The organism is Thermostichus vulcanus str. 'Rupite' (assembly GCF_022848905.1).
Lineage (GTDB): Bacteria > Cyanobacteriota > Cyanobacteriia > Thermostichales > Thermostichaceae > Thermostichus > Thermostichus vulcanus_A.
The window spans coordinates 100,823-127,611 of the sequence record NZ_JAFIRA010000003.1 but is presented as its reverse complement, the minus strand read 5'-3'; the positions used below and the strand labels follow the sequence as shown (position 1 = coordinate 127,611).

Below are 26,789 nucleotides of genomic sequence, written 5' to 3'. Positions count from 1 at the left end.
TCACCTGTAACCGCGATCCTGAACCAACCATGGCGTCTCGGAAGCAGCATGACCAGCGTACCTATCGAATCGAATTCAAAATACACACGTACTGCTATGTCACCGATTAGTTTTGTCAGTCAACCAGGGTTCAAACTCAATCAATATCCTCACTCTTATCCTGCCACCGATCCATGACTCGCTGGGCCGCAAAAGCTTGAGAGGTATTCCCTGCTTATCAGTTATCTTGCTCAAATGTTGTGAATTAATCGGAAATCCTTTGTTTTTTATATTACTAAATAGACGCGACTCAAAGTTCTCATAAGCTACTTGCACACAAGAGCTAACAAATTCCTGTAAATAAATAAGACAGCCTCCGACATCAAGTACAGCTCCGGGCGATCCAGCAGCCTCAGTAAAGCTATCATGAACAGTTATAGAATCATTATCTGACAAGATTTTTCTCCCAATCAGCAGCCATGACCTTATTATTCACTATCTTTCCGAATATCATCCAAAGGGGATCCACTACTTGAAGCAGAAGTTCCGACAGCCTCCGGCTCAAACTGCACCGAAATGCGCAACCTAACTTTGTCTTTCTCCCATTCTTTTTTCCCAGGGATGAGTAACTGACAGGCAAGACCCTGTTCGAACCACTTAGCCTCTTGCAACAAAGTCTCTTCAGGCTTGGGAGCAAAGAAGCTACTGGCAATGTTGATCAAGTCGTCTGGTGAAAGGATCCCTGTAGCTCTCAATGCAGCAATAAACAATCGATTCAGCTCGTCTTCCTTAACCAAATCGTCTTGGGCTGCTTTAAGCAAGTTAGCAATCTTAAAGGTTTTCTCCCCAATTGAGAGGATCCCTTCGGGAAATTGTTGTAGCTCTATCGGTTTAGAAGGCATAACCCAACCCAAATGAGTAAGGAAACAAGATACTCAGAAGCTCATATATTCTATCGCAAGTCATCAAGAATACCATCTAACTCTGGGAAAGACTCGGTTCCCAGATCTACAGGAACAGAGTCTACAGTCTGATTCATCTCACCCTCGGGTGGACTCACCAAAGTTTCAATCGTACCCTTAAACGAGGATGACTCAAGGGATCCCATCATAGGCAGCATCTCCCGATTTAAACCTAGGGCTTGCAAGCAGAGATTGATAGCAGAAACAGCTTGGTTATATCTATCTATGTTCATCTCTAGTTCCTTCAGCCGCTGCTCATTCAGAGCAATTTTCTCTTTTGCCTCTTTCTTGAGTGTTTCCTCCATGAACTGCTTTGCTTCTGGATATCTTTGTAAAATCTCATCGGCAACTTGCTTGGCAATAGGTAACAGTTGAGTTTTTAGAGTGTTATTTGTCTCTTGGCGAAAGTTGGAACGTACGGTCTGATTAATTTTTGGTTCAAAGTCTAGCTTTAGTAACTGTCGGATCGCTGCTTCAGCATCTCGAATAGCAGAAATATCGTAGGATTGAGATGTTTGTCTCAAGACTTCACGGAACTGATAGATTGAAAAAGTTCCTTCATCATAAAAACGGGGACTTTCTCGTACGTACCGATCACATTCTTTGCGAGCACCGTTAATTAATGAGTTGCGAGTAATTTCCTCAACAAGCAATAATTTTCTTTCTAGGTCATTGTCGGATCCCAATAGACGGAATAATTGCTTATAGTAGTTGGAGTTGCGAACTCGATCGTTGAGGCGACGGAAAAAACTCTCAACAACAGTATTAGCAGATTCCACTAGAATATCTTCTAGTTCGTTGGATAAGTAGTAAAAAGCCTCGACTAACACCGCCAATAATGGAGCTGTAGAATTACGAGGATGACTACGAATAGCCCGACTGTAAACATCATCTACTGAGAAGGTGTCTAGAAGTTCATCTAGCCTACGCACCATCTTAGATTGCAACTTGCGGAAGTCAGCCTCAAATTCCTTATCTGTGCCATCAATAACCTCATTGACCATAATCTGAATATGTTCATTAAATTCTCGCCCAATATTTGTCAGCTCCTGGTTGATTAGCATCAGTTCGTGTGCAATCATGCCTTCCACTTCTCGAGGCTTGCTATCCAAATCTCGGTATAAATCTAAGTAAGACTTTCTTAGCTCAATACATAAGGGTTGCAAGTCATTCGCCAGTGCTGAAAATAACTGCGGGCGCTTCTCTTCGGTAAGGTAACGAGTGATCCCCAAACGGAATTCCTCAATACCACTATCTTTAATCATGTGTTCAATCAAAGGCTTGCCCCATTCCCTTAAAATTCGGACATAGTTGTCCAAAGGTGTTTCGTATCCATGTATCGAAGGTCGAAATATGGATCCTACTAATTTTCCTGAGCCACAGTACTTGTTGAACTCACTGACGAATTGTGGCGTTTCCTCTTCCCCACCCAATCCCTTGATGCTTTCTGCAAAGATAGTGTCTAATCCAAAACGATCCTCGGGAGTAGTTGTCTTTAGCTGGGATCCATAGAATCCAAGCAGACCGCTGGTCTTAAATATGCGAAGTTGTCGGAACTGTTGATTAATAATACTATCCAGTCTTTGCCTAAGTTGGGCATTGTACCAGGTTTCATCAATTCGATTAAATACATAAAACACTCGATCTCGAATACTAGCATTAGCTTGTATATGTTCAATTAGATCAGTTTCCTCCTGTGTCAACTCCCCGGTTGCTGCAGACTTTAGAACACAAATTACCGCTGAAGTATCTGGATCTGCAATCTTTTGATAGGTTCTCTCAGCATCGGCTTTGACCGGAGCGTCTATTCCTGGAGTATCGACTATAACGTTGCCATCCTTGAGCAATGGATGATGACAGTAGTACTCTACTTTCCGAAGGACTGCGCTGTTTGCCCCGCGCCGAGCAAAGCTTGCAGCTTCCTTTAGGTTGCTAAAGTTAAATTGCTCCATCGAGAAAATTTTGTTCTCAGTAGGATGGATGCTTGCACGGTTCTGTTGAAAACCCTCAATGAGCAGGCCAAGCGCATCCGCCTGCTTAGCTCGTTCTGACTTACTCTTGCCACCCTCCTGTTGAATGATGGTCTCAGTTTGCTCTTTCAGCGACTTGAGAGCTGCGTTTTCCAATTGGGCCGGAGGAGACAACAAATTTAACCGTGTACAAAAGGCCGTGATTTGTTCGCGCACCTGATGTTCACTCAGAAAAGTGAGAACAACCCTCTCCTCAGAGGGCTCTGCATAGGCAATGTAACACTCAGTTCCGGTCGCGTGGCCTTCCGCACTATACAGAAGCTCCCTTTCCAACAAGGCATTAATCAGCATGGATTTACCCGCACTGAAAGCACCTGCGAAGACGATCTCGAACGTTGGAGAAATGGCTTTACTAAGGGAGGATTGAATCCGGGTAGTATCTTGCTTGCCTTGAAGGATGGGATCCTGGTGCCAGAGTTGCAGGATGGTTTCAACCTGCTCTTTCAAGTTCTCACACTGAGGCAGGAGCTTTACAGACATAGAGACCACCACAGACGCTGATCGGATTATAGGCGGAACTTCCTTCGCCTTGAAGTGTAGATTCCTACGCTATTTCTCTGAATCTCTGGTTTTGTTGTAGATTTTTTAGTTAAAACCACCTAGTTAAGCTTTTGAATCGGGGCAATCCGGGGATCCAAAATTTTCTGCTGACCGATCCCTGGGAACTTCACCGCAATCGTGACCCGTTCGCCGCTGCCAAAGACATGGGTAATGTGTCCCCGCCCAAACTGCGGATGCTCCAGGCGATCCCCGATCGACCACTGTTCCGAGCGAGAATGCCGCGCTGCTGGCCGTGCTTTGGGTGTAGCGGAGATGGGGAGGGTAGTGCCGCGGGAGAGTGGACGGGGAATGGCACCCGGTTTGTCCAATTCGATCAATTCCTTGGGCAGCTCACTTAAAAACAATGAAGGGATAGCGGCTTCTCGATTACCGTACAAGCGTCGTTCACTGGCGTAACTGAAGAACAGTTGCTCTCTTGCGCGGGTGATGCCCACATAGCAAAGTCGGCGTTCTTCCTCCAAAGCAGCGGGATCCTCCAAAGCCCGAAAATTGGGGAAAAGCCCTTGCTCCATGCCCACCAGAAAAACCACTGGGAACTCCAACCCCTTGGAAGAATGTAAGGTCATTAGAGAGACTTTTTCCGAACCTTCTTGTAAGTTATCCAAATCAGAAGCTAGAGACACATTGCTCAAGAATGCCTCCAGACTGGGATCCCCTTGTTCCTCTTCAAACTGGCGAGCTGCATTGTAGAGTTCCATCACATTTCGGGCTCGTTCTTCTGCCTCTTCTGTGGCTTGAGCTTTCAAATCTTCCAGGTATCCAGAATCTCGTAACAGCCCTTCCAAAATCTCCGTAGCCTTCGCCTGAGCAAGCTGTTGATGCCAGTGTTCCAACAGTTGAACGAACTGGATGACAGGTTTGGCTGAACGCCCTGCCAATGTGTGAATTGAAGTCTCATCACTAAGGATTTCCCACAAGGGCACATTTAAGGTGGCAGCGGCTTGGGTTAATTTATCAATCGTCGATTTGCCAATTCCCCGTCGGGGCACATTGATGATTCGCAATAGGCTGAGAGAATCGGCTGGATTGACCACCGCCCGCAAATAAGCCACCACATCCTTGATTTCTTTGCGATCGTAAAACCGCTGACCACCCACAACAATGTAAGGGATCCCCCAGCGCATCAACACTTCCTCAAAAGGACGGGATTGAGCATTGGTACGGTAGAGGATAGCAAAATCTCCCCAGGAGACATCGGGATCCTTATTTTCCAGACGTTTGATGGCATTGACTACAAATTCTGCTTCCGCCATCTCGTCGTCCGCTTGATAGCAAAAGATCGGATCCCCTTGAGAACGTGTGGGTTTAAGGACTTTCTCAATCCGTTCGGTGTTGTTATCAATTAAGGCATTAGCTGCTTGCAAAATTGTGGCTGTGGATCGATAATTCTCCTCAAGCTTCACCATTGTGCGGGTATCGTCATCCGGTAAACCATCGCCAAAAGCTTCTTGAAACTCCATCAAGATCGTGAAGTCAGCCCCGCGAAACTTGTAGATACTTTGATCTGCGTCTCCCACCACGAAGATGGAGCGGTTTTGCCAGTTCAACTTTGATTTTTGCATCTCGCCGTTGGTGGTCAGGAGTCGAATCAGTTCATACTGAGTACGGTTGGTGTCTTGGTATTCATCCACTAGAATGTGGCGAAAACGTTGATGCCAGTAGGCCAATACCTGTTCGTTTTGGCGAAACAGTTGCACAGGGATCCAGATCAGATCATCAAAATCGAGACCATTATTGGCAGCCAGCTGATCCTGATAAACCTCGTAGACCTGAGCAATGGTACGACCGCGGAAATTGGGTTGATGATGTTCTAGATCGGCAGGAGTCCAGCCTTGATTCTTAGCATTGCTGATGGCGTAGCGAACTGACTTTGGATCAAATTTTCGGTCATCTAAATTAAGCTGCTTCGTCACGATCTCTTTTATCAGTGACTGTACGTCTGATTCATCAAAAATCGAGAAATTACGTGTCCATTTGCGTCCCTTGGGATCCTGATACTTTTCAATATCCAGCCGTAGGATCTGAGAAAATAAGCTATGAAAGGTGCCAACCCAGAGGGGTTTGATGATCCGTTGGTAAACCCTGGATTTGAGCCGGGTTGCCTGAGCTGGCTCCAACTGCGCCAAAGGGATCCCGAATTGTTCATGGGCTTCCTGCTCCGCAAAAAGCTGCTCAATGCGCTCTTTCATCTCACGGGCTGCTTTGTTGGTGAAGGTCACCGCCAAAATTTCTGCCGGATCCACTTGATGTTGGCGAACCAGATGGGCAATACGGTGAGTGAGCGCGCGTGTCTTGCCGGAACCTGCCCCAGCCACTACCAGCAATGGGCCACAAAAATGTTGCACCGCCTGGCGTTGAGAGGGATTGAGGGCATCCAACAGAGAGACTTGAGTCATGACGTAGAGCATACCGGAAACTGCCTTCTATTATGGGCATAAGCCTCCAGGGCCACCAACCACAAAAAGAGGCTCCCATCCAGTGGATCCTCAGGGAAGATGCGTTAAGATTTGGCCGGTTGTAGTCAGGGATCCCTGTTCGATTGCCATGAACTTACTTTTGAAAAGGTGTCAACCCATCCTCTGCTGGTATCAAAATTTCCTCCGAGCCCCAAATCATTGGATTAGATGCCCTATTCATTTGCTAGCAAGTTTGACCTTACTTCAGTGGGTCGCAGCACAACCTGTTAGCGCCAGTAGTTGCCCAAATAAGGGTAGTCAGGGATCCCTAACCTTTACGATAGAAAATGTATTCGGAGGCACAGTAGATTTGGGTCAGTACGATGGTATACAAGCCTTGATTCTAACCAATGGCCGTACTCGATCCGAATCGGAATCTCTTTCCAAAAGTTTGGCGTTGGAGTTTGGGCAAAACCCGCGTCTACGACAAATTGTTTTGGTGGATGGCCGAGGATTGGTTCTCTTACAGGACTTTGTGTTGCAGTTCATCCGCGAGAGCGTACCGACGGATCCCCGGTTGGTTTCTCAATATGTATATGTTGCAGTTGATTTTGAGGGAGAAACCGTTCAAGGAATCCAGGAAGTTGTCTCAGAAGCTATTCCAGGAATCGATTTGCGACAACAGGCGGCTTTGCTCCTCCTAGATGGAGAGGGATCCCCGATTGGAGGATTCAAAAATTTGGATCAATCGAATCTCAAAATTCGCCAGTGCATTCGCACCTTGATTTACTAAAATCTACTCAGCTCTCAAGGCTCAGCTTAGTAGAGAAAAGTTTCCGAAACCCCATTTACCGACACGGTATACTCCCCACGAGGTAATCCTTCTATCGGCAACTGGAAGGCAACTTCAAAAGGGGCTAAAACTTGGATACACACCACATCAGCAGGGCGAAGGGTTTCCAAGGTAACGGTAAACTCCCGAGTCGCTGGTGCAGCAGTGATGATGGGCTCTTGCAGTTGAGTACAGGGATCCCCAACAAAACCTTGCACTTCTACCGTAACTTGAGGAGGTTCGGATGTCAGGATAAAAATTTCAACGGAGTTGACCGTGGCTAAACCCTGAATATCCGGTCTGGGGCTAACGGTTCCAGTAGAGGAAGAACAAGCACTGATGGCGAACAGGGATCCGATTATCCAGCCAGATATTCGATTCATGTTTTCTACTTTCCCAATCAACTCGATAGCAACGATTCTCTACGGGCAGTGTATCCGGCCTGCCGTAAGGCTTCAACGGTAGCTTGAGCATTCTTGACACAAAATTGGGATCCCATCCGTACCCAAACTTTGTGTGGATTAGCGGAGATAGCAGCTACAACAGGTGTACGGTTTTCTTCCTTAACTTCTGAGCGTTGTTGACTAATCAAAGTTTGTAAACGGTAGCGATCTTCCAAGGTTCCGGCAGAGTGAAAAGGAATTTCTACCGTCACCCAATCCACTGACTCAACTGGTTGAACCTCCTCCACAATCAGCTGCACCTGTTCATCCCGTTGATCCACCTTCGCCCAAAACAACAGTCGTTGATCTATCGCTAGGAGATTTTGTAAGCGTTCATAAGTTTTGGGAAAGATCACCCCTTCACAGCTGCCGGTCAGATCTTCCAATTGCAAAATGGCCATGCGATCCCCTTTCTTGGTTGTTATATTTTTAATAGAGGTGATTAAAGCAATAATATTAACAGTAGCATCAGCGGCATAATTTCCAATGTCAGATAGGTTAACTGGCGCCAATAACCGTGCTTGCTCTTGAATCCGACGCAAAGGGTGATCCGAAACATAAAAGCCCAGCAGTTCCCGCTCTAGTTTGAGCTTTTCTTGTGGGGGAAAATCTTCCGTAGCTGGTCCACGGGGAGCCTCAACGAATCCATTACCATTACTACCACCCCCCCCCAATAGATCAAGCAGACTGGCTTGACCAATGGCTTTAGACTTGGCTCTGTCTGCTGCCCAACTCAGGATCGGATCCAAATCCGCGATCAACTGTTTCCGATTGGAGGAAATTTGATCAAAAGCGCCTGAATGAATCAGAGCCTCTATAGCACGTCGGTTAACAGTGCGGAGATCAACTCGCTCACAGAAATTGGCCAGAGAAGCAAAAGGCCCTTCCACCTGACGTGTAGCGAGGATATTTTGAATAGCACCTTCCCCAACATTTTTCACGGCGCCCAAACCAAACAAAATACTGCTGCCTTGGGGGGTGAAGTCCAGCCCGGAGCGGTTGATGTCCGGCGGCTGAATTTGGATCCCAATCGATAGACAATAAGTAATATATCGTTGAACTTTATCCTGATCCCCTCCCACCGAAGAGAGCAAAGCTGCCATATATTCTGTGGGGTAGTTAGCCTTGAGATAAGCCGTTTGGAAGGTTATGAAACCATAGGCTGTAGAATGAGACTTATTAAAGCAATACTCTGCGAAGGCAACCATTTGATCAAACAGTTCTGTAGCCACTGATTTGCTAACACCGCGCTCGGCAGCCCCTTGCACAAATTGCTCACGGTGTTTTTCCATCTCAGAAACTTTCTTTTTCCCCATTGCCCGCCGTAACAAATCCGCTTGGCCCAAGGTATAGCCAGCCATATCCTGGGCAATCCGCATGATCTGCTCCTGATAGAGAATGGCTCCGTAGGTATCTTGAAGAATGGGTTTGAGAAGATCATGAGCATAGGTGACCGGTTTGCGCCCATGTTTGCGATCGATAAAGTCCGGGATCATGCCCGTATCCAAAGGACCTGGTCGATACAAAGCCAACACCGAAGAAATATCTTCTAAATTAGAAGGCTTGAGATCTCGAACCACCTGTTTCATGCCCGAAGACTCCAGTTGGAAGATCCCCTCCAGCTCACCTTTTTCCAAAATTTGGTAGGTTTTCTCGTCGTCTAGAGGCAAGTTATCCAGATCTATATCAACACCATTGTGTTCTTTGATCAGCTCCACTGAGCGCTGAATCATCGTCAGGTTTCGCAACCCCAAAAAGTCCATTTTTAACAAACCTAAGGACTCAATATCTTCCATCGAATATTGGGTAATAATTTGGCCTTCATTGTTGTACTGCAACGGCACAATCTCATCCAAGGGATCCTTGGCAATGACAACCCCAGCAGCATGAACTCCAAAGGTTTTGTTGGTACCCTCTAGTAGGCAAGCCAACTCAATCCAGCGCTGGGTTTTAGGATCCTTCTCATATTTTTCCTTGAACTCGGGGGCAGGAGTATTCTCGCTAATCATTTCTTTTAGCTTGGCGGGTTTACCCCGAGAAACTGGGATCAACTTCGCCATTTTGTCTGCTTCTGCGTAGGGAATATCCAGAACTCGCCCCACATCCTTAAGAATTGCTTTAGAAGTCATGCGGTTGAAGGTGATGATCTGGGCTACCCGTTCCTGACCGTATTTTCGGGTAACATAGTCGATCAACTCTCCACGTCGTTCAATGCAAAAATCAGTATCAATATCCGGCATTGATTTCCGTTCTGGGTTCAAAAAGCGCTCAAAAAGCAACCCATATTTGACAGGATCAATGTTAGTAATTTTTAGGGCGTAAGCTACCAGGGATCCTGCTGCTGAACCTCGCCCCGGCCCCACTGGGATCCCTTGCTCACGGGCATAGCGAATGTAGTCCCAAACCACCAAAAAATAGGTAGAAAATCCTTTTTGCTGAATGATGTTTAGCTCAAAGCGTAGCCGCTCTTGATACTCTTTGGGAATTTGATCCGGTTGTTCAGATCCCGTGCGCTGTTGTAATCCTTGCCAGGCCAGTTCAGTCAGGTAGCTATCGGCAGAATGACCCTCTGGGACAGGATAGTCGGGAATGCGCATTTCTCCGAATAGGTCATAGCTTTGAATTTTCTCCATCACCTTCAGAGTATTGGAGATCGCTTCATCAATAACAGCTTGTTCGAGATGATCCCGACACAACAGGCGCATTTCTTCTGGACTCTTTAAATATTCGGTGCCGCTGTAACGAAGTCGGTTGCTTTCCGTAATAGATTTGCCGGTTTGAATGCAGAGAAGAGCATCGTGGGCTTCCACATCCAGACAGGAGATGAAGTGGCTATCATTGGTAAGAATGAGCGGGATCCCTAGTTGACGGGCAATGCGCACCAATTGCACATTCACAAAGCGATCCTCTTGGGATCCGTGATCCTGAAGCTCAATGTAGTAATCCTCCCCGAACTGCTCCTGATACCAAGCGGCAATTTCACGAGCAATTTCGGTTCGCCGCTGCAAAATCGCCTGGGGAACTTCTCCCGCTAGACAACCGCTGGTGACGATGAGCCCTTCTTTGTACTGCACCAAATATTCTTTGTTGATGCAGGGACGAGAAAAAATCCCCTTGCCTTGGGTGCCTTGCAGATGAGAAATGGTGGTCAATTTGACCAGGTTTTTATAGCCTTGAGTATTTTTGGCCAAGACAATTTGGTGATAGCGCGGGTATTTTCGCGTCTTATCCGTGATGTCGCCGTTGATCACGTACATCTCGTTGCCGATGATCGGGGTGATCCCTTTGGCTTTGCACAGTTTCACCAGTTCTATAGCTCCGTACATCACCCCATGGTCGGTGAGGGCAATACCAGGTAGGCCCATGGCCGCCACTTCCTCAATCAAGCGGGGTAACTGGCTAGCCCCGTCCAACAGACTGTATTCACTGTGCAAGTGCAAGGGAACAAAGGTCATGTCAACGCTATGGATAGTGGGATCCCCCTCAACGTTAACCCAATTTGCGAACCCCCCGTCAGCATGCCAAGCTCACTAGAGTAGAGCCGATCCTTATTCCCAGAATCCCCATGGATGCCCCCATTCGCCTCACCCAGTACTCCCACGGCGGCGGCTGTGGTTGCAAAATTGCTCCCGCTCAGTTGCAACAGATTCTTAAAGATATGCCTTTGTTGGCTCCCAACCCGGCGCTACTGGTGGGATCCGAAACCAGCGATGATGCTGCTGTTTATCGGCTGAACGACACCCAGGCCCTGATCTTGACCACCGATTTTTTCATGCCGATTGTCGATGATCCGGTGGATTTTGGCCGCATTGCCGCCACCAACGCCCTTTCCGATGTATATGCGATGGGGGGGACACCGATTTTGGCTTTGGCGGTTTTGGGTATGCCGATCAACACCCTGCCGATGGAGGCCATTCAAGGGATCATGGCGGGGGGAATCAAGGTCTGTCAGGAGGCCGGGATCCCCTTGGCGGGAGGACACTCCATCGATTCTCCTGAGCCGATCTTTGGGTTGGTGGCAGCAGGCTTGGCCCATCCTGACCACATTCGTCGCAATGCCACCGCACAACCGGGGGATGATCTGATCTTGACCAAACCGCTTGGGATTGGCGTCATGACCACAGCCCTGAAAAAAGGCCAATTGAGCGATGCAGGCTATGGGCAGGTGTTGCAGGTGATGACCCAACTGAATCGCATCGGATCCCAATTGGCACAGCGACCCGAGATCCACGCCATGACGGATGTAACAGGGTTTGGGCTACTGGGCCATTTGCTCGAAGTCTGTCGCGGCTCGAGAGTGGGGGCAACGCTGGATCTGTCCTCTATCCCTTGCTTAGCGGAAGCGATCTCCCTTGCCAAAGCAGGGATCTTTCCAGGAGCCGCTCGTCGCAACTGGCAGGGTTACGAGGGTGTACAGGCAGAATCCCTTGTCGAGTGGCAGCAATTGCTGTTGGCGGATCCCCAAACCAGCGGCGGTCTCCTGTTGGCGGTGGATCCGAGCTATACCTCAGCCTTACTCCAGGAACTCCAACTTGCCGGATATTCCCAAGCCCGCCACATTGGCCGTTGCGAAGCAGGGGATGCAAGAATCTATACAATTGGCAAGGACTTCGCGGCAACTTTATAGCCAATCAGTAGGATAAAAGAAGGAAAAATCAAGTCTGGCTCCTCCCTAAATGAAGATTGCGTTAAGCTGCTCCTCAGAACTTAAAGGTTTCATGTAAAGAGAGAGTGGGGTGGGGTATCCTAGACACTATGAGCGAACCTTCTCCCAACCACAGCCTGGTTAAGCGGGTTGAGCCAGGGCAGTTAATTCGGAGCCTCAGCAGTGGGCAGCTGCTGATGCTGGATCCACAGCGGCCCAATGCCTTGATTATCTGCAAAACCTTTCATGCTGAGTTTGCTGGGCCAGGGGCGGCGGTCGGGGGGCCATTGGATGTGGAATCTGGAACTGTTCTGCCGATTGGAGATGTGGCGTTGCTGCATCCGCAAAATCATCAGGAACGGCAAAATGCTTATTCTAAGCGGCTACATTGGATGCGCTGGTTACAACAAATTACGGATAATCCTCTCCCAGCTCAGCGGGCCCGCGTATTGCTGTTTAGCTTAGAAGAGTTTTTCTCCACTGATCTGGTCAGCCAGTTGCCGGACGATATCCTGGCCCGTCTAGTGGGGGTGTTGCCGCAGACGATCACTGCTGCCCGGATGGAAATGATGGCCCTCTACAGCCCCAGTTACTCTTTGGCAGGTTAGAGGGACTTCTCAACTTCAGCTACAGTAAAGACCAAAAGACCAGTTTTAGGCTGGCTAACAGCGCTCACGGGATCCTTGCCTCATGCAGTGGTGGAAACGGCTTCGCCAAAATCGATGGGCCCAAATCGGAGCCTGGATTCTTTTGCTCTTCTACACTTGTGCCATTTTTGCCGAGTTTATTGCCCCCTATAACCCCTTGCAATCCCAAACACAGGGATCCCTGCTGCCCCCTACTGCCATTCACTTTTGGGATGAGTCTGGCACTTGGCTGGGGCCCCATGTGTATCCAACCCGCCAGGGGCCGGTGGATTTGCAAACGGGCGAACGTCCTCTTTTGGTGGATACCAGCCGTCCTGCCGGGATCCGCTTTTTTGTAGAGGGGGCTCCCTACCGTTGGTTGGGCTTGATCCCATCCAATCGCCACTTATTCGGAACCATTCCACTGCGTCCTGAGCCAGATTTACCGGATTCACCAGAAGAGGGATCCCCAGCCGCAGAAGATCTCCGGGTGGGTCGGTTGAACCTGCTGGGCACCGATGATCAAGGCCGTGATTATTTCAGCCGTCTGATTTACGGCGGACGCATCAGCCTGTTTATTGGCTTGGTGGGGATCGGCATTTCTTTCCCAATGGGTCTGTTGGTGGGGGCAATATCCGGCTATTTCGGCGGTTGGGTGGATACACTGTTGATGCGGCTGGCGGAAGTGTTGATGTCGATTCCCACCCTTTACCTGTTAGTCTCCTTGGCGGCGGTGTTGCAGCGGAACCCCCTGACGGGCGTACCTTTTACCAATGCAGAACGTTTTCTGGTGATTGTGGTGATCGTCTCGTTTGTCGGCTGGGCGGGTTTGGCCAGGGTGATTCGCGGGCAGGTGCTGTCGTTGCGGGATCGAGACTTTGTGCAAGCCTCACGGGTGGCAGGGGCGGGATCCCTGTATTTGATGGTGCGCCATATTTTGCCGCAAACAGCCACATATGTGGTGATCTCCGCTACCCTGGCGGTTCCGGGCTACATTGTGGCGGAGTCGGTATTGAGCCTGATTGGCTTGGGGATCCAACAACCGGATGCCTCCTGGGGCAATATGCTCTCCCTGGCCACCAACGCTTCCGTGATCATCCTGCAACCTTGGCTGGTGCTGGCACCAACCCTGATGGTCGTTCTCAGTTCCCTATCCTTTAACTTGCTCGGGGACGGCCTGCGGGATGCTCTGGATCCACGGGATCCCTGAAAAGGCGGCTGAGAGCAACCCCTGAAACTAAGCATCGCCTATCTTATTCCACCCGTAACACCAGTCGATCCGCCTCCCATTGGCGGAACAGGTTGAGGACGTGATCCCCTCTCTCTTCTTGTTCAGCCAGAATCTCAGCACCGGAACGCGCCTGTTGAGCCAAGGGCAACAGCAGATCCAGCACTTGATAACGGCTAGAAGTAATGACCTTACCGGGGATCTGGGCGATTTGCCAGAAAATATCCATTTTTTGCGTCGGGATTTGATTGGGATCAAGTTTGCCCAGTAGATCTGAAAAAGGAATCTTTTGATCCAAATAGCGTACACTGCCATGCTGGATAAACAAGGGGTTCAACTGCCAACTGGAGCTTTTAAAAAACTCAGCCGTAAAGGGATCCCAATGAGCAATTTTCTTGCCTTGATGGCAACACCAGAATAAATTTTGAGTGTGATACAGAGGCTCCAAACACTCCACCACCTGCAGTTGTTCAATTCGAGAAAGAGTTTCATACCGTTGGTGAAACTCAGGGTGGGTAGAGGCTACCAAAGGCTTGGCATTCCAGTCGTCTCGATGGGGAGCCACATCAATAAACTCCAAACCCACTTGAGCCACAAAACCTGGAATTTCTCCAATGTCAAAGGGAATGTCGTTGGCATGAAAGAAGTTGTCAACGATATTTTCATCCTGTAGGTAATACTCTTTATTGGCACTTGCGTGTTTGGCCAAAAGGGAATTAGGATTGGCCCCATTCAACAACTGGCGCACAAAGGCAATCTTTTCCGGGGTGGCCGGTGGGGTAATGCCCAACAATTCCAAAGCCTTGCGAATGCGATAAATGTGCCAACGACCTGAGCGGTTATAGAGCATCAGGGCAATCACCCCATCTGGCGCCAGCCGCGACACCAAATTCCCCAAAGCCTTGACGGGATCCGCCGTGTGGTGAATCACCCCATAGGAGCTGATCATGTCAAAGCTGCCCTCAGGCCAAGTGGAGGGATCCAACAAATCCCCATATTGGACGGAGCAGCGGCTGAGACCGTGATGCTTGAGACGCTGGTTGGCAATTTCGAGGGAAGGTCGGCTGATGTCGATCCCCACCACCGAGGCATAACCAGGATTGCTGGCGGCGATGCCATGGACTTCCCAGCCCGTCCCACAACCTGCCACCAGGAACTTGGCCCCAGTCGGTTCCTTGAGGGTGCGGGTGCGGGCGTACTGCGCCAAGGTATAGCTGCCCAGACTGGAGAACCCCTCAAAGGGTTGATCGTAGGGAACGGGAGGGTAGGGAAAGGTTTCGTACTGGGCCTGTACCGCCAGGGTGATATCCGCTTCGTTCACAAAAAGGGCTTCCTTGCACACAGTCCCTCCCATCCTACGGTGTCAACAGGGACTTAGGCTGAGGGAAATCCTCAAGTCAGCACCAGGAATCGGTTTGCAACCGCTGTGGCAACTTCAAACCCTCCGCCCGTTCCAGCAAAAAGGCCACTCCCCCCTTGCCCGACTGGCTATTCACCCGAATCACAGCATCGTAACTTCTGCCCACATCCGCCGGATCCAAGGGAAGGTAGGGCACTTGCCAGAGCGCCTGAGGATCCTGGGCTGCAAACCCTTTTTTAATCGCATCCTGATGGGATCCGGAAAATGCAGTAAACACCAAATCCCCTGCATAAGGATGACGTGGCCCGACTGGCATCTGCGTACACTCCTCCACACAACGGCGAATCTCATCCAACTCCGACAGATCAAGTCCAGGATGGATCCCTTGGCTATAGAGATTGAGCGCCAACGTCACCAGATCCACATTCCCCGTGCGTTCCCCATGCCCAAACAGGCAGCCTTCCACCCGCTCTGCTCCCGCCATCAAAGCCAACTCGGCAGCGGCGATCCCTGTGCCTCGGTCGTTGTATTGACGCTCGGGGGTCGGTTGCCAAGTGTCGGTAACCGCATCACAAATGGCCTTGGCAAAATCCAATTCTGTACCCGTGAAGGCTTCTGGGGAATATTCCAGGTGCCACTCGGTTTCCAGTTGTTGGGCCGTCAACTCCTGGATGAGGCGTACTCCCCGCACCGCCAAGTCGATCGTGCCCTGCCGATCTAGCCCAAAGACGGTACGGCGAAATTCTGGTGCCGTGGCATTGTAAAGATGAACAATGACTCGCTTCGCACCTCGCAAAGACTCCAGCGTGCGTCGAATCAGATCTTCCCGCGCCGGGGTCAGCACCCCAATAGTGACATCCGCCGGGATCCGATCCGCCTCGATCAGAGTCCGGACAAAGTCAAAATCCGTTTGGGAAGCGGCTGGAAAGGCCACTTCGATCTGTTTGAACCCAATCTGCACCAGCAACGCAAACAAGCGCAATTTGCGGATCCCGTTCATCGGCTCCACCAGAGCCTGGTTCCCATCCCGCAGATCGGTACTCATCCAAATGGGGGGTTTGTGGATCACCCGATTGGGCCAGGTGCGATCTGGCAAGTGAATGGGGGCAAAAGGACGATATTTGACACTGGGATCCGAAAGCATAGCCATAGTTAAACTCTCAAAAAATTGAACTGATCGAATGGGTAAGCAGCAAAAACAGGCCCTGAAAACAGAGCGAATGGAAGGAGTATTGTTGGAGTCCTTGGCAAGAATGACTAGATCAAGAATGACTAGATCTTTCCCTCAGAGCGGCTGACAGTCTCAGGGTCAGGTTGGGCTCCAGGAAAGATCTCTTGTGAGAGCGCAGACGGGCGCTTTTGTAGCCCAAACCAACGCCTAGAATAAAGCTCCATCTGGCCTAGGACAGGCAACTCAGGGGATGAGCAGCCAAGACCATGAAAGTTGTGAAAGTTGTAGGGGAAAAAGGATTAGCGCCAAAGGCGCAGTCGCAGCCCCAGCAGCAGAACCAATAAGCCTTGGCTTTGCAACTGTGTGGAAAAAATCGGGGCGGCTAAATTGAGCATCGCTGTAAATCGCGGATATTGAGTTTTTGACTTCTCTCAATAAATTCTAATTTCCGTGAAAAAGTCAAGCTGGCTCCTTGTGTCTGGATCCCAGAACCCGCTCAAGCTGGATTCAATTTCTTGTTTTTTTGGCTGACCTGGATATCTCTGTTAACCCTTTACTTCCACAGAAAGACCACTCTCTGCCAACGCATCTGCCAGATCCTCCACTTCATCCCGACGATACAGATAGGCTCCACTGCGACTGGTGCGTGCCATCAAACCTGCATTTTCCATCTGGGCGCGAGCTTGGCGCGCCGAACAGCCCAAGATCTGGGCCGCCTGATTAACCGGGATCCACTGCCGCCCAAAACGGGCCAGGATCTGCTCCTCCGGCTGCGAACACAATTGCTCTAAGAGGCGTTCTGCCAATAGCCAACAGGCCAAGGTATCGGCGGCAGCTCGATGAGAACGTCGTCCCGGAGCCACCAATGGCCCTTCCAACTGAAACTGGAAATGCTCCACTAGAGCAGGCAAACTGCGGGAGGGCAAATCCGGCAATAACAGTCGCGCCAACTGCACCGTACACAGCTGCTCAGTTTTCGGACGGGAAAAGGGGATCCCTAACCGCCCGTATTCCATTTGTAAAAAGCCGTAGTCAAAAGCCAGATTGTGGGCCGTCAGCGTCCCGGATTCCAGATCCGCTTGAATTTCCGGCCAAAGGAGTGCTGGGTCAGATCCCTGAGCGACCATTTCTGCACTAATGCCCGTCAAGCGCACGATCGCAGGCGGGATCGGAATACCCGGATTCAGTAGCCAAGCCCGATGGTCGAGGATCCCTTGGTCTAAACTGGCTTTGAGGAGTGAAATCTCGATCACCCGCTGTCCAGGCGCACAAAGGCCCGTTGTTTCTACATCTACAACCGTCAGAGTTTGACCACACAAATGGCGGTACTGCTGCAAAAGATCTCGAGAACGCACAACCGGATAGAGACAAAGGCCAAACCCATTTTCGCGCCCGGTCAGGATCCCTTACACCTGCAGGGGTTGTCTTGGATAGGCGGGCAGTTGCCAGCACATCTCCAACCAGTCCCTCAGCTCTTGGGGCTGACCGGCAAGACCCATCTCCACCAGCAGAAGGGCCGCACGGTCAGCGGATCCCTTGGATCCCAGACGAATTAAGGCGGATAACCCTTCTTCAGACCAGCGCACCGATACCCCCTGCTGGATTAAGGCCTGGGCTGCAATGGCAATGCAGGATCGGGGCACTTGTACGTCCCGCCGCTCGTAATCGGGGATAGATAGCATGAACGGCAACCCAAATCTTTAGGATGTCTTAATCTTCTTCTGTTTTGAGGGCATCCGCCAAGGTTTTTTGCAAAGCATTAAGTGATCTTTTGTGAATACTTAAGAATGTTGGTTTGCAGAAGGGCTGGATCGAGCAGGGATCCCTTGCTGCGTAAGGCTTAAAAGATGGCAGCGATTTTCCAGTCTTGCGCCACCCTATCCGTCACAATGGCGGCATAGGCTTGAGGGTCGGGAAATGGGAGTGGGTCGCTGGTTGCCCCAGGCCACCTTCTCCGGAGCAGTGCTGCTCTTAGTGGGGATTGGCAGGCCATTACGATTGGTGGGAAACGGAGAAAATCTGGTGGTATTCACCTGGTTTGGCGGCGTCAACTCAACGGCTCTACAACCGGGGTTGCACTGGGTGCCTCCTTTCGTTTCCCGTACCGTGCTCTTCGATATGAAAACCCAGGCCCTGACCTGGAAAGATGGGGATACCCATGCCTATGCCCCACGATTGGTGGCCCTCTCTCAGGATGGCCAGCAAATTCGCGTTGAGGCGACCCTGCAATTTCGCATTCTTGATGCCCCCAAGGTTTACACCCAACTGGGTGAAGGCTATCTGGATCGTATTGCTCCGATTGTCCGATCTGTGATCATCAACGAGACCGCCGGGTTTTCCGCACAGGCTCTCTATTCCACCCAACGCCCGATGCTGCAGGGGCAAATTCGTGAGCAGGTGGCCAATTTGCTGCGGGAATACGGCATCGAAGTTTTGGATCTACTGCTGCGGGATGTGGATTTCGACCCCGATTTTGTGGCTGCCATTGAAGCGAAGACCATTGCCGAAAATCGCCTGGCCCAAAAGCAATTTGAAATTGAACAGGCTCGCCAAGATGCCCGAACGGTGATTTCTCAAGCGGAAGCAGAAGCAGGGCAGTTGCAAGCCAAAGCACGGGCCCTGACTCAAAACCCTCAGTATTTGGAAGTGGTCAAAGCGGCGGTACTCGGATCGCGGCTGGAAACCTTGGTTACTAAATAGATGTTTCCAAATATAGATGTTTCCAATAGATGTTTCCAAATCGGCACCACTCATCTCAGAGGATACAGAAGCATGCCCAGAACAGAGGAAACGGAATGGCGGCAGACCGGTTGGCTGATGGCTGGAGGGATCGGCCTCTTGGTGGCTTTGGGGTTAGGCCGCTCCTGTCTCTACGTCACTCCTCCCGGACATGCCACTGTTGTATTTAATACCTTTTCCGGCCTGCAAAAAGGGCGAGTGGAACGACCAGGGGTGATTTTCGTGGTGCCTGGCATCGATACCCCAATCACCTACACGGTGCTAACGCGCGTCTGGGAGTTTACCGATAATCCTGCCTCCGTCAACAGCATCAGCAATGGGATCACCGTCAACACTGCCGATGGGCAAGCCTTTGCCATCGATGTAGCCATTGCCCTCAAACCCAACCCCGACACCTTGGACGAACTGCACGCCAATATCGGCGAAAATTACCTCTCCACAGTGGTAGTACCGGTGGTGCGCTCCAAAATTCGGGATATTTCTGCTTCTTTCGATTCGGAAGATTTCTACCGCAAAAGCCAGCGGACTGCAATCGAACAACAAGCCTTGGCCTTGATCCAGCAGGAAATGCCCCATATAGAGCGAGATGGTCAAACCCTTTCCTTGCTGCAAGTGGAGGGTGTGTTCCTGGGCAATCCCGATTTTCCAGAGGCCCTAAAGGATTCGATTGAGCGTAAACAGGTGGCCTCAATTTCTGCCCAAACGGCGGCAGTACGGGCTCAAATTCAGGAGAAAGAAACGGAGCGGCTGTTGATCTTGGCAGCGGCCAACCAACGGGCCATTGAACTGAAAGGGCAAGCGGCAGCCCAAAATGCACAACTGGCGGATCTGTTGTTTTACGAAACCCTACAGGAGCGTATTCAAAACCCAACCGGCGCTGCGCCTCCTTTGCGGATCATCCGTGTAGAAGGGGATTCAACCCTTTTCTTAAATGTGGATCCCCATCAGGCTGCTTTACAAAGAGCGCAATAAGTTCAGCAAAGTTGCGGTGTACAGGCCGAGGAGTCCTGCCATAGAGTGTATCTACAAGTTGGATCCATAAAGACTACCCGTGGCTCCATCCTCAACCGACCATCCCTGTTGAGAGGTTTGAGCAGGGATCCTTAGCTGTGTATTTGAGAGATGTGTATTTGAGCAGTCCAACTGGCAAAACTCGCTGTAGACTGAGTACCGGCTGCCATGAATTCCCGCGTGACCCACACCCCTTTTCCGCGCCCGAATCTGAAGCTAGTGGAGTCGGATCATGTCTTGGTGGTCGATGATCAGGCCAGCAGCCGCCTCTACATCAGTGAACTATTGCGGTCAGCCCACTTTCGAGTCAGTGAGGCCATCAATGGCGAAGATGCCCTGGAAGCGGTAGAGCACTTGCAGCCGGACTTGGTCTTGTTGGATGTCCTTATGCCAGATATCAATGGATTTGATGTCTGTCGCCAATTAAAAGCCAACGATCTGACCCGCTTAATTCCCGTTGTTTTAATTACTGCCCTGACGGATCGCTCCAATCGCGTCAAGGGGATGGGGGTGGGAGCCGATGATATTTTAACCAAGCCCTTCGATCAAGTGGAGCTGCTAGCGCGGGTTCGCTCCTCTATCCATCAAAAGCGCCTGAACGAAGATTTGGATCATGCCGCTAAGGTGTTGTTCGGCATTGCCCGTGCTGTGGAAAGCCGGGATCCCACCACAGGTGACCACTGCGAACGGCTGGTGGCTATGGGGGAACGGTTTGGGCGCTATCTAGGCTTGCCCCGTCAGCAAATCAAGGCGCTCCGTTGGGGCGGTTACCTGCACGATATTGGCAAAGTCGGGATCCCGGATGCGATTTTGGGCAAACAGGGCAAACATACCCCCGAAGAATGGGAAATCATGAAGTCCCATGTGTTGATCGGCGAAGAAATTTGCCAGGGCTTGCGTACCATGCAGGATGTGCTGCCCATTATCCGCCACCATCATGAGCGTTGGGATGGCAGTGGCTACCCAGATCATCTGGCGGGGGAGGACATCCCGCTTTTGGCTCGCGTTTTTCAAGTGATCGATATTTACGATGCCTTAACCTCCTCGCGTCCTTACAAAGCGGCCCTCAGTGTTGAACAGGCCCTGGAAGTGCTGCGGGAAGAAACTCGTCAAGGCTGGCGGGATCCCAACTTAGTGCGTGAGTTTTGTGACTTTATGTTTGTAACGGCCTTTAATTTAGTGGAAGCGGAGTAGGCCAGAGAGGCGTTGGAATCTGAGCTTGGGTCGCTGCAGGTTGGGCTCGGGCCGCCACCACCACGCCGACTAAAGGGATCCCGGCAGTTGCCAGTGCCTGTTCTGCTGCCCGGATGGTGGAGCCGGTGGTGTAAATGTCATCTACCAACAATACGGGTGTGGAGGGGATGCTTTGCAAAGCAAAGGCACCCAAAAGATTCTGTTGCCGCTGTAGAGGGTTTAGTTCATGTTGGGCTGCTGTGGCGCGAATCCGCACCAACCCCTGGGGAAGATGGCGTAACCCTGTCTGCTCGCAGAAGGCTTGGCTGATCAGAGCCGCTTGGTTGTAGCCCCGTTGCTGCAACCGCTCCTGATGGAGAGGGATTGGCAGAACGGTAAAGGGTTGTCGCTGTCGGTTGTGTTTTCTCCAGCAGGATCCCAGCCATTCCCCCAACACCGAGCCAATCCGCCGTTGCCCTTCATATTTCAATTGGTAGATTGCCCGACGTAATCCACCTCGATGGAGCCCCCAGGCGTAAAGAGGCCAGGGGGTGGTTTCTATGGGCCAAGTGGCAACCTGATCCGCCTGTAACTTGCGCTGGCAATCTTGACAGAACACAGCCTGAGCAGTGCGTTGGCAAAGTGGACAGGGAGGCAAAATCCACCAATCCAGCCATCCCATAGCAGGCTCCCCAATGGCTGCCAATGTCCTCTAGCTTAACCAAGGCCGACACCGAATAAGAGAAATTGGGAGGATTATGATCAAGACAAGCGATCCGTTCCCCTGGAACCCTTTCACTCAATGCGCGCCACCCCATTTCTGTATCAAGGCTTCCGACTGGGTTTGCGCAACCCCTCCTTGCGCCCCTGGATTCTGTTGGGCATTTTGGCCTATCTCCTCAGCCCCATTGATCTTATTCCTTCGGTCTTACCCATTGTTGGGGAAATGGATGATCTGGTTTTACTGGGCCTACTGCTGACGGAACTGGCCCAAATGGCCCTCGGGGATCCCTTTCGCCCTCAACCCCAGCCAAACTCCCCTAACAGAGCTGAGCCCACCTCTAACCAAACCATTGATATTCAAGCCACAAGCCTGGACGGGGATCCCTAAGTTGACGCTGGGATCCCGCCTTGCTAGGATCTGATACTGCCGACTACTTGAGTTCTGACCTTCTGATCTAACCCATGCCCACCATTCAGCAACTGATTCGAGAGGAGCGCAGCGTCGCCACTCGCAAGACCAAATCTCCTGCACTGAAGGCCTGTCCTCAGCGCCGCGGAGTTTGCACCCGAGTGTACACGACAACTCCCAAGAAACCCAACTCAGCCCTGCGCAAGGTGGCACGGGTTCGCCTCACCTCGGGGTTTGAGGTTACCGCCTATATCCCTGGCATTGGCCACAACCTGCAGGAGCACTCCGTCGTCATGATTCGCGGTGGACGGGTTAAGGATCTGCCGGGTGTGCGCTACCACATCATTCGCGGCACCCTCGATGCGGCTGGGGTGAAAGACCGCAAACAAGGTCGCTCCAAATATGGGGCAAAACGGCCTAAACCGGGTCAAGCTGCAGCCCCTGCTGGCAAGAAGAAATAGTCCTCACCGATATCCAACCTATTCGTACCCCGACTTACAACACCACCTATGTCTCGCCGCAACCGTGCCTCCCACCGCGATGTCCCCCCGGATCCCAAATATGGAAGCCGACTGGTTACTATGCTGATCCGCAAGCTGATGCTGCGGGGCAAAGCCTCTTTGGCCGCCAACATCCTCTACGATGCCATGGCGATTTTGCAGGAGCGCACCGGTGAGGAACCATTGCCCTTGGTGGAAAATGCCGTTCGCAATGCAACCCCTTTGGTAGAAGTTAAAGCCCGCCGGGTGGGCGGAGCCACCTACCAAGTGCCAGTGGAAGTGCGGGGGGAACGTGGAACTTCACTGGCTTTGCGCTGGTTGGTGAACTTTTCCCGGACGCGCCCAGGTCGCACGATGGCTGCCAAGTTGGCCAATGAGTTGCTGGATGCTGCCAACGAAACCGGCAGCACGATTCGTCGTCGGGAGGAGATGCATCGCATGGCGGAAGCCAACAAAGCCTTTGCGCACTACCGCTATTGAGGTTGATGGGGCGCGACGGTGGGAACTTGGATCAATTGTCTGCGCCTGTGAAGAGACTATTCGACAAAAACGATTAGAATTGTAAAGGTTTTTTTAGTTTGCCCGAGTCGCAGAACGACGAGGATTGGGAGGTCAACGTGGCACGCACAGTTCCCCTGGAACGAGTCCGAAATATTGGGATCGCGGCCCATATCGATGCAGGTAAAACCACCACCACAGAGCGGATTCTCTTCTACTCCGGTCTGGTGCATAAGATTGGCGAGGTTCATGACGGAACTGCTGTCACCGATTGGATGGCTCAAGAGCGGGAACGGGGCATCACCATCACCGCGGCTGCGATCAGCACCCGTTGGGTGAAACGGAACCCAGAGGATCCCTCTCAGCCCTTGCCGGATGCACCTGAATTCACCATCAACATCATCGACACTCCTGGGCATGTGGATTTCACCATTGAGGTGGAACGCTCCATGCGGGTGCTAGATGGAGTGATCGCAGTGTTTGACTCGGTTGGCGGCGTGCAACCCCAATCGGAAACTGTCTGGCGGCAAGCCAACCGCTACAACGTCCCCCGTATTGCCTTCGTCAACAAAATGGATCGCATGGGGGCCAATTTCCTTAAGGTTTATGGTCAACTGCGGGATCGCCTCAAGGCCAATGCGGTACCGATTCAGCTACCGATTGGGGCCGAAGACGGTTTCCAGGGCATTGTTGATTTGGTGCGGATGCAAGCCCGCATCTACATGGATGAGATCGGCAAAGACATTCGTCCGGCTCCCATTCCAGAAGACATGAAGGAGTTGGTGGCCGAGTATCGCGCCAAGCTAGTGGAAGCAGTGGCCGAAACTGACGAAGCTTTGATGGAGAAGTATTTCGCCGAAGAAGACCTCAGTGAAGCTGACTTGATGGCTGGCCTGCGCAAAGGGACGATCAGCGGCCAAATTGTACCGATGCTGTGTGGCTCTGCCTTCAAAAACAAAGGCGTGCAGATGCTGCTGGATGCAGTGATTGATTACCTACCTGCCCCCATCGACATTCCAGCGATTAAAGGCTTGCTGCCAGATGGCTCGGAAGTATCTCGTCATGCCAGTGATGATGAGCCGTTCTCCGCTTTGGCCTTTAAGTTGATGAGCGATAAGTATGGTGATCTTACCTTCATCCGCGTTTACTCTGGCGTACTAACCAAAGGTACCTACGTCCTCAACTCCACCAAGAACAAGAAGGAGCGCATCTCTCGCTTGGTTGTGCTCAAGGCTGACGAGCGCCAAGACGTGGATGAGCTGCGGGCTGGGGATCTGGGGGCGGTGCTGGGCCTGAAGGACACCACCACTGGCGATACCCTCTGTGATGAAAATGCTCCAGTCATCCTGGAGTCTCTGTTCATTCCCGAGCCGGTGATTTCGGTGGCGGTAGAGCCTAAGACCAAGGCTGACATCGACAAGCTCTCCAAAGCCTTGCAGTCTCTGTCTAAAGAGGATCCCACCTTTCGAGTAGCGGTGGATCCGGAAACCAACCAAACCATCATCTCTGGGATGGGTGAGCTGCACCTGGAGATCCTGGTGGATCGGATGTTGCGGGAGTTCAATGTGGAGGCCAATGTTGGCAATCCGCAGGTGGCCTACCGCGAAACCATTCGCAAACCGGTCAATCGCGTTGAGGGCAAATTTGTTCGCCAAAGTGGTGGTCGTGGCCAGTATGGTCACGTGGTCATCGATCTGGAGCCTGCTGAACCGGGAACTGGGTTTGAGTTTGTCTCCAAGATTGTGGGTGGCGTGGTGCCCAAGGAGTATGTTGGGCCTGCCGAGCAGGGGATGAGGGAAGCCTGCGAATCCGGTGTGATTGCGGGCTATCCCCTTATCGATGTACGTGCCACCCTGGTGGATGGTTCGTACCACGAGGTGGACTCCAACGAAATGGCCTTTAAGATCGCCGGTTCGATGGCTCTCAAGGAGGCCGTCCGCAGAGCTAGCCCCGCCTTGCTAGAGCCGATGATGAAGGTCGAAGTGGAAGTTCCCGAGGCCTTCGTGGGCGATGTGATTGGGGACATCAATGCCCGCCGTGGGCAGATGGAAGGGATGAACACGGAGGGCGGTATTTCCAAGGTCAATGCCAAGGTTCCTTTGGCGGAGATGTTTGGATACGCCACCGATATCCGCTCCAAAACCCAGGGGCGGGGCACCTTCACGATGGAATTCAGCCACTACGAGGAAGTTCCTCGCAGTATTGCCGAAGCCATCATTGCTAAAAACAAAGGAAATGAGTAGCTAACTGAAAAGGAAGTGACGATTCATGGCACGCGCTAAGTTTGAACGCACCAAACCCCACGTCAACATTGGCACCATCGGCCATGTTGACCATGGCAAAACCACGCTGACAGCTGCCATCACCAGCACCCTGTCGGCATTGGGACAGGCTACCGCCAAAAAGTACGATGAGATCGACGCAGCGCCGGAGGAAAAGGCTCGCGGTATCACCATCAATACCGCCCATGTTGAGTACCAGACTGCCAATCGTCACTATGCCCACGTGGATTGCCCTGGCCACGCTGACTATGTGAAGAACATGATCACGGGTGCGGCCCAAATGGACGGTGCCATTTTGGTGGTGTCTGCGGCAGATGGCCCTATGCCCCAAACGCGGGAACACATCCTGCTGGCTCGTCAGGTGGGTGTACCCAGCTTGGTGGTTTTCTTGAATAAAGAAGACATGGTGGATGACGCAGAGCTGCTGGAGCTGGTGGAGTTGGAAGTGCGAGAGCTGCTCTCCAACTACGATTTTCCTGGCGACGACATCCCGATTGTCAAGGGATCCGCCCTGAAAGCCCTGGAGAAAATGACTGCCAACCCCAAGACGCAACGGGGTGAGGATCCCTGGGTGGACAAAATCTACGAGTTGATGGATGCAGTGGACTCCTACATTCCCACCCCTGAGCGGGATGTGGATAAGCCCTTCCTGATGGCGGTGGAAGATGTCTTCTCGATTACCGGTCGGGGCACAGTAGCCACAGGCCGGATCGAGCGAGGCAAGGTGAAAGTGGGCGAAACGGTGGAATTGGTGGGTCTAGGCGATACCCGGTCTACCACGGTCACTGGTCTGGAGATGTTCCAGAAAACTCTGGATGAGGGCATCGCAGGGGATAACGTTGGTGTGCTGCTGCGCGGGATCCAGAAAAACGAGGTTGAGCGGGGTATGGTGTTGGCTAAACCCAAGTCCATTACTCCCCACACCAACTTCGAGTCTGAGGTGTACATTCTCAAAAAAGAAGAGGGAGGCCGTCACACCCCGTTCTTCTCCGGTTACCGTCCACAGTTCTATGTGCGTACTACCGATGTGACGGGTACCATTGCTTCATTTACCGCTGATGATGGATCCCAGCCAGAGATGGTGATGCCTGGTGACCGCATCAAGATGACGGTGGAGTTAATCCAGCCCATTGCCATTGAACAAGGGATGCGTTTCGCCATCCGCGAAGGTGGCCGTACAGTTGGAGCGGGTGTTGTCTCCAAGATCTTGAAGTAAGTCCG

General features: G+C 51.5%; 22 protein-coding genes and 1 pseudogene. 12 read left to right on the top strand and 11 right to left on the bottom strand.

The features are described from left to right. Positions 1 to 99: 99 nt before the first annotated feature. From JX360_RS17820 to pcrA, 4 genes are all read right to left on the bottom strand, one after another. Complete coding sequence (locus JX360_RS17820) at positions 100 to 435, bottom strand: KGK domain-containing protein (RefSeq protein ID WP_425244340.1); 336 nt, start codon at positions 433 to 435, stop codon at positions 100 to 102. A gap of 32 nt (positions 436 to 467) precedes the next feature. Next, complete coding sequence (locus JX360_RS02625) at positions 468 to 881, bottom strand: KGK domain-containing protein (RefSeq protein ID WP_244349020.1); 414 nt, start codon at positions 879 to 881, stop codon at positions 468 to 470. Positions 882 to 931: 50 nt separating this feature from the next. Then, a complete protein-coding gene (locus tag JX360_RS02620) occupies positions 932 to 3,451 on the bottom strand; it encodes a dynamin family protein (protein WP_244349019.1) in 2,520 nt (839 codons plus the stop codon). A gap of 119 nt (positions 3,452 to 3,570) precedes the next feature. Beyond that, positions 3,571 to 5,940: a DNA helicase PcrA gene (gene pcrA, locus JX360_RS02615; protein WP_244349017.1), complete on the bottom strand. Its 2,370-nt coding sequence runs from the start codon at positions 5,938 to 5,940 to the stop codon at positions 3,571 to 3,573. A gap of 241 nt (positions 5,941 to 6,181) precedes the next feature. On the opposite strand from pcrA, the gene JX360_RS02610 reads away from it, so the two are divergent. Next, entirely contained in the window at positions 6,182 to 6,721 is a 540-nt protein-coding gene (locus JX360_RS02610) for a hypothetical protein (protein ID WP_244349015.1), read from the top strand. Between the two features lie 26 nt (positions 6,722 to 6,747). On the opposite strand, the gene JX360_RS02605 is transcribed toward JX360_RS02610, so the two are convergent. Both JX360_RS02605 and JX360_RS02600 read right to left on the bottom strand, forming a co-directional pair. Beyond that, on the bottom strand, positions 6,748 to 7,143 hold the full coding sequence (locus tag JX360_RS02605) for a hypothetical protein (RefSeq protein ID WP_244349013.1): 396 nt from the start codon (positions 7,141 to 7,143) through the stop codon (positions 6,748 to 6,750). Positions 7,144 to 7,160: 17 nt separating this feature from the next. Further along, entirely contained in the window at positions 7,161 to 10,658 is a 3,498-nt protein-coding gene (locus tag JX360_RS02600; RefSeq protein ID WP_244349011.1) for a DNA polymerase III subunit alpha, read from the bottom strand. Positions 10,659 to 10,768: 110 nt separating this feature from the next. Between JX360_RS02600 and selD the strand changes: the two genes are divergently transcribed. The 3 genes from selD to JX360_RS02585 all read left to right on the top strand — a co-directional run bounded on the left by selD (position 10,769) and on the right by JX360_RS02585 (position 13,684). Further along, positions 10,769 to 11,830 carry a selenide, water dikinase SelD gene (gene selD / locus JX360_RS02595; RefSeq protein WP_244349009.1) on the top strand — a complete coding sequence of 354 codons (1,062 nt, stop codon included), beginning with the start codon at positions 10,769 to 10,771 and terminating at the stop codon, positions 11,828 to 11,830. 128 nt (positions 11,831 to 11,958) lie between these two features. Further along, the gene (locus JX360_RS02590; protein ID WP_244349007.1) at positions 11,959 to 12,456 is read left to right on the top strand and encodes a hypothetical protein; all 498 of its coding nucleotides are present in this window, start codon (positions 11,959 to 11,961) and stop codon (positions 12,454 to 12,456) included. An 82-nt stretch (positions 12,457 to 12,538) separates the two neighbouring features. Further along, positions 12,539 to 13,684, top strand: a complete 1,146-nt coding sequence (locus JX360_RS02585) for an ABC transporter permease (RefSeq protein WP_244349005.1) — start codon at positions 12,539 to 12,541, stop codon at positions 13,682 to 13,684. A 43-nt stretch (positions 13,685 to 13,727) separates the two neighbouring features. Here the strand turns inward: JX360_RS02585 and JX360_RS02580 are convergent, their stop codons facing one another. The 4 genes and pseudogenes from JX360_RS02580 to JX360_RS02565 all read right to left on the bottom strand — a co-directional run bounded on the left by JX360_RS02580 (position 13,728) and on the right by JX360_RS02565 (position 17,915). Continuing rightward, positions 13,728 to 15,023, bottom strand: coding sequence for a class I SAM-dependent methyltransferase (locus JX360_RS02580; RefSeq protein WP_244349003.1), 1,296 nt, complete (start codon positions 15,021 to 15,023; stop codon positions 13,728 to 13,730). A gap of 88 nt (positions 15,024 to 15,111) precedes the next feature. Then, positions 15,112 to 16,206, bottom strand: a pseudogene (locus JX360_RS02575) (2-isopropylmalate synthase); the annotation flags it as partial. Between the two features lie 572 nt (positions 16,207 to 16,778). Continuing rightward, positions 16,779 to 17,588: a 3'-5' exonuclease gene (locus JX360_RS02570; protein ID WP_244348999.1), complete on the bottom strand. Its 810-nt coding sequence runs from the start codon at positions 17,586 to 17,588 to the stop codon at positions 16,779 to 16,781. Positions 17,589 to 17,639: 51 nt separating this feature from the next. Then, the gene (locus tag JX360_RS02565) at positions 17,640 to 17,915 is read right to left on the bottom strand and encodes a hypothetical protein (protein ID WP_244348997.1); all 276 of its coding nucleotides are present in this window, start codon (positions 17,913 to 17,915) and stop codon (positions 17,640 to 17,642) included. A gap of 235 nt (positions 17,916 to 18,150) precedes the next feature. Between JX360_RS02565 and JX360_RS02560 the strand changes: the two genes are divergently transcribed. The 3 genes from JX360_RS02560 to JX360_RS02550 all read left to right on the top strand — a co-directional run bounded on the left by JX360_RS02560 (position 18,151) and on the right by JX360_RS02550 (position 21,177). Then, entirely contained in the window at positions 18,151 to 18,933 is a 783-nt protein-coding gene (locus JX360_RS02560; protein ID WP_244348995.1) for a prohibitin family protein, read from the top strand. 72 nt (positions 18,934 to 19,005) lie between these two features. Continuing rightward, entirely contained in the window at positions 19,006 to 19,944 is a 939-nt protein-coding gene (locus JX360_RS02555) for a prohibitin family protein (protein WP_244348993.1), read from the top strand. A gap of 207 nt (positions 19,945 to 20,151) precedes the next feature. Continuing rightward, the gene (locus JX360_RS02550; RefSeq protein ID WP_244348992.1) at positions 20,152 to 21,177 is read left to right on the top strand and encodes an HD-GYP domain-containing protein; all 1,026 of its coding nucleotides are present in this window, start codon (positions 20,152 to 20,154) and stop codon (positions 21,175 to 21,177) included. On the opposite strand, the gene JX360_RS02545 is transcribed toward JX360_RS02550, so the two are convergent. Continuing rightward, the gene (locus tag JX360_RS02545; protein ID WP_244348991.1) at positions 21,155 to 21,838 is read right to left on the bottom strand and encodes a ComF family protein; all 684 of its coding nucleotides are present in this window, start codon (positions 21,836 to 21,838) and stop codon (positions 21,155 to 21,157) included. The genes JX360_RS02550 and JX360_RS02545 overlap by 23 nt on opposite strands. Before the next feature lie 120 nt (positions 21,839 to 21,958). Between JX360_RS02545 and JX360_RS02540 the strand changes: the two genes are divergently transcribed. From JX360_RS02540 to tuf, 5 genes are all read left to right on the top strand, one after another. Beyond that, a complete protein-coding gene (locus JX360_RS02540) occupies positions 21,959 to 22,267 on the top strand; it encodes a YkvA family protein (RefSeq protein ID WP_244348990.1) in 309 nt (102 codons plus the stop codon). 74 nt (positions 22,268 to 22,341) lie between these two features. Next, entirely contained in the window at positions 22,342 to 22,749 is a 408-nt protein-coding gene (gene rpsL / locus JX360_RS02535; protein ID WP_235278184.1) for a 30S ribosomal protein S12, read from the top strand. Positions 22,750 to 22,797: 48 nt separating this feature from the next. Further along, positions 22,798 to 23,268: a 30S ribosomal protein S7 gene (rpsG, locus tag JX360_RS02530; RefSeq protein WP_244348988.1), complete on the top strand. Its 471-nt coding sequence runs from the start codon at positions 22,798 to 22,800 to the stop codon at positions 23,266 to 23,268. 137 nt (positions 23,269 to 23,405) lie between these two features. Further along, positions 23,406 to 25,529 (top strand): elongation factor G, encoded by a 2,124-nt coding sequence (gene fusA, locus JX360_RS02525; RefSeq protein WP_244348987.1) that lies wholly within the window; start codon positions 23,406 to 23,408, stop codon positions 25,527 to 25,529. A 25-nt stretch (positions 25,530 to 25,554) separates the two neighbouring features. Beyond that, positions 25,555 to 26,784 (top strand): elongation factor Tu, encoded by a 1,230-nt coding sequence (gene tuf, locus JX360_RS02520; RefSeq protein ID WP_244348986.1) that lies wholly within the window; start codon positions 25,555 to 25,557, stop codon positions 26,782 to 26,784. The last annotated feature ends 5 nt before the right edge of the window (positions 26,785 to 26,789 follow it).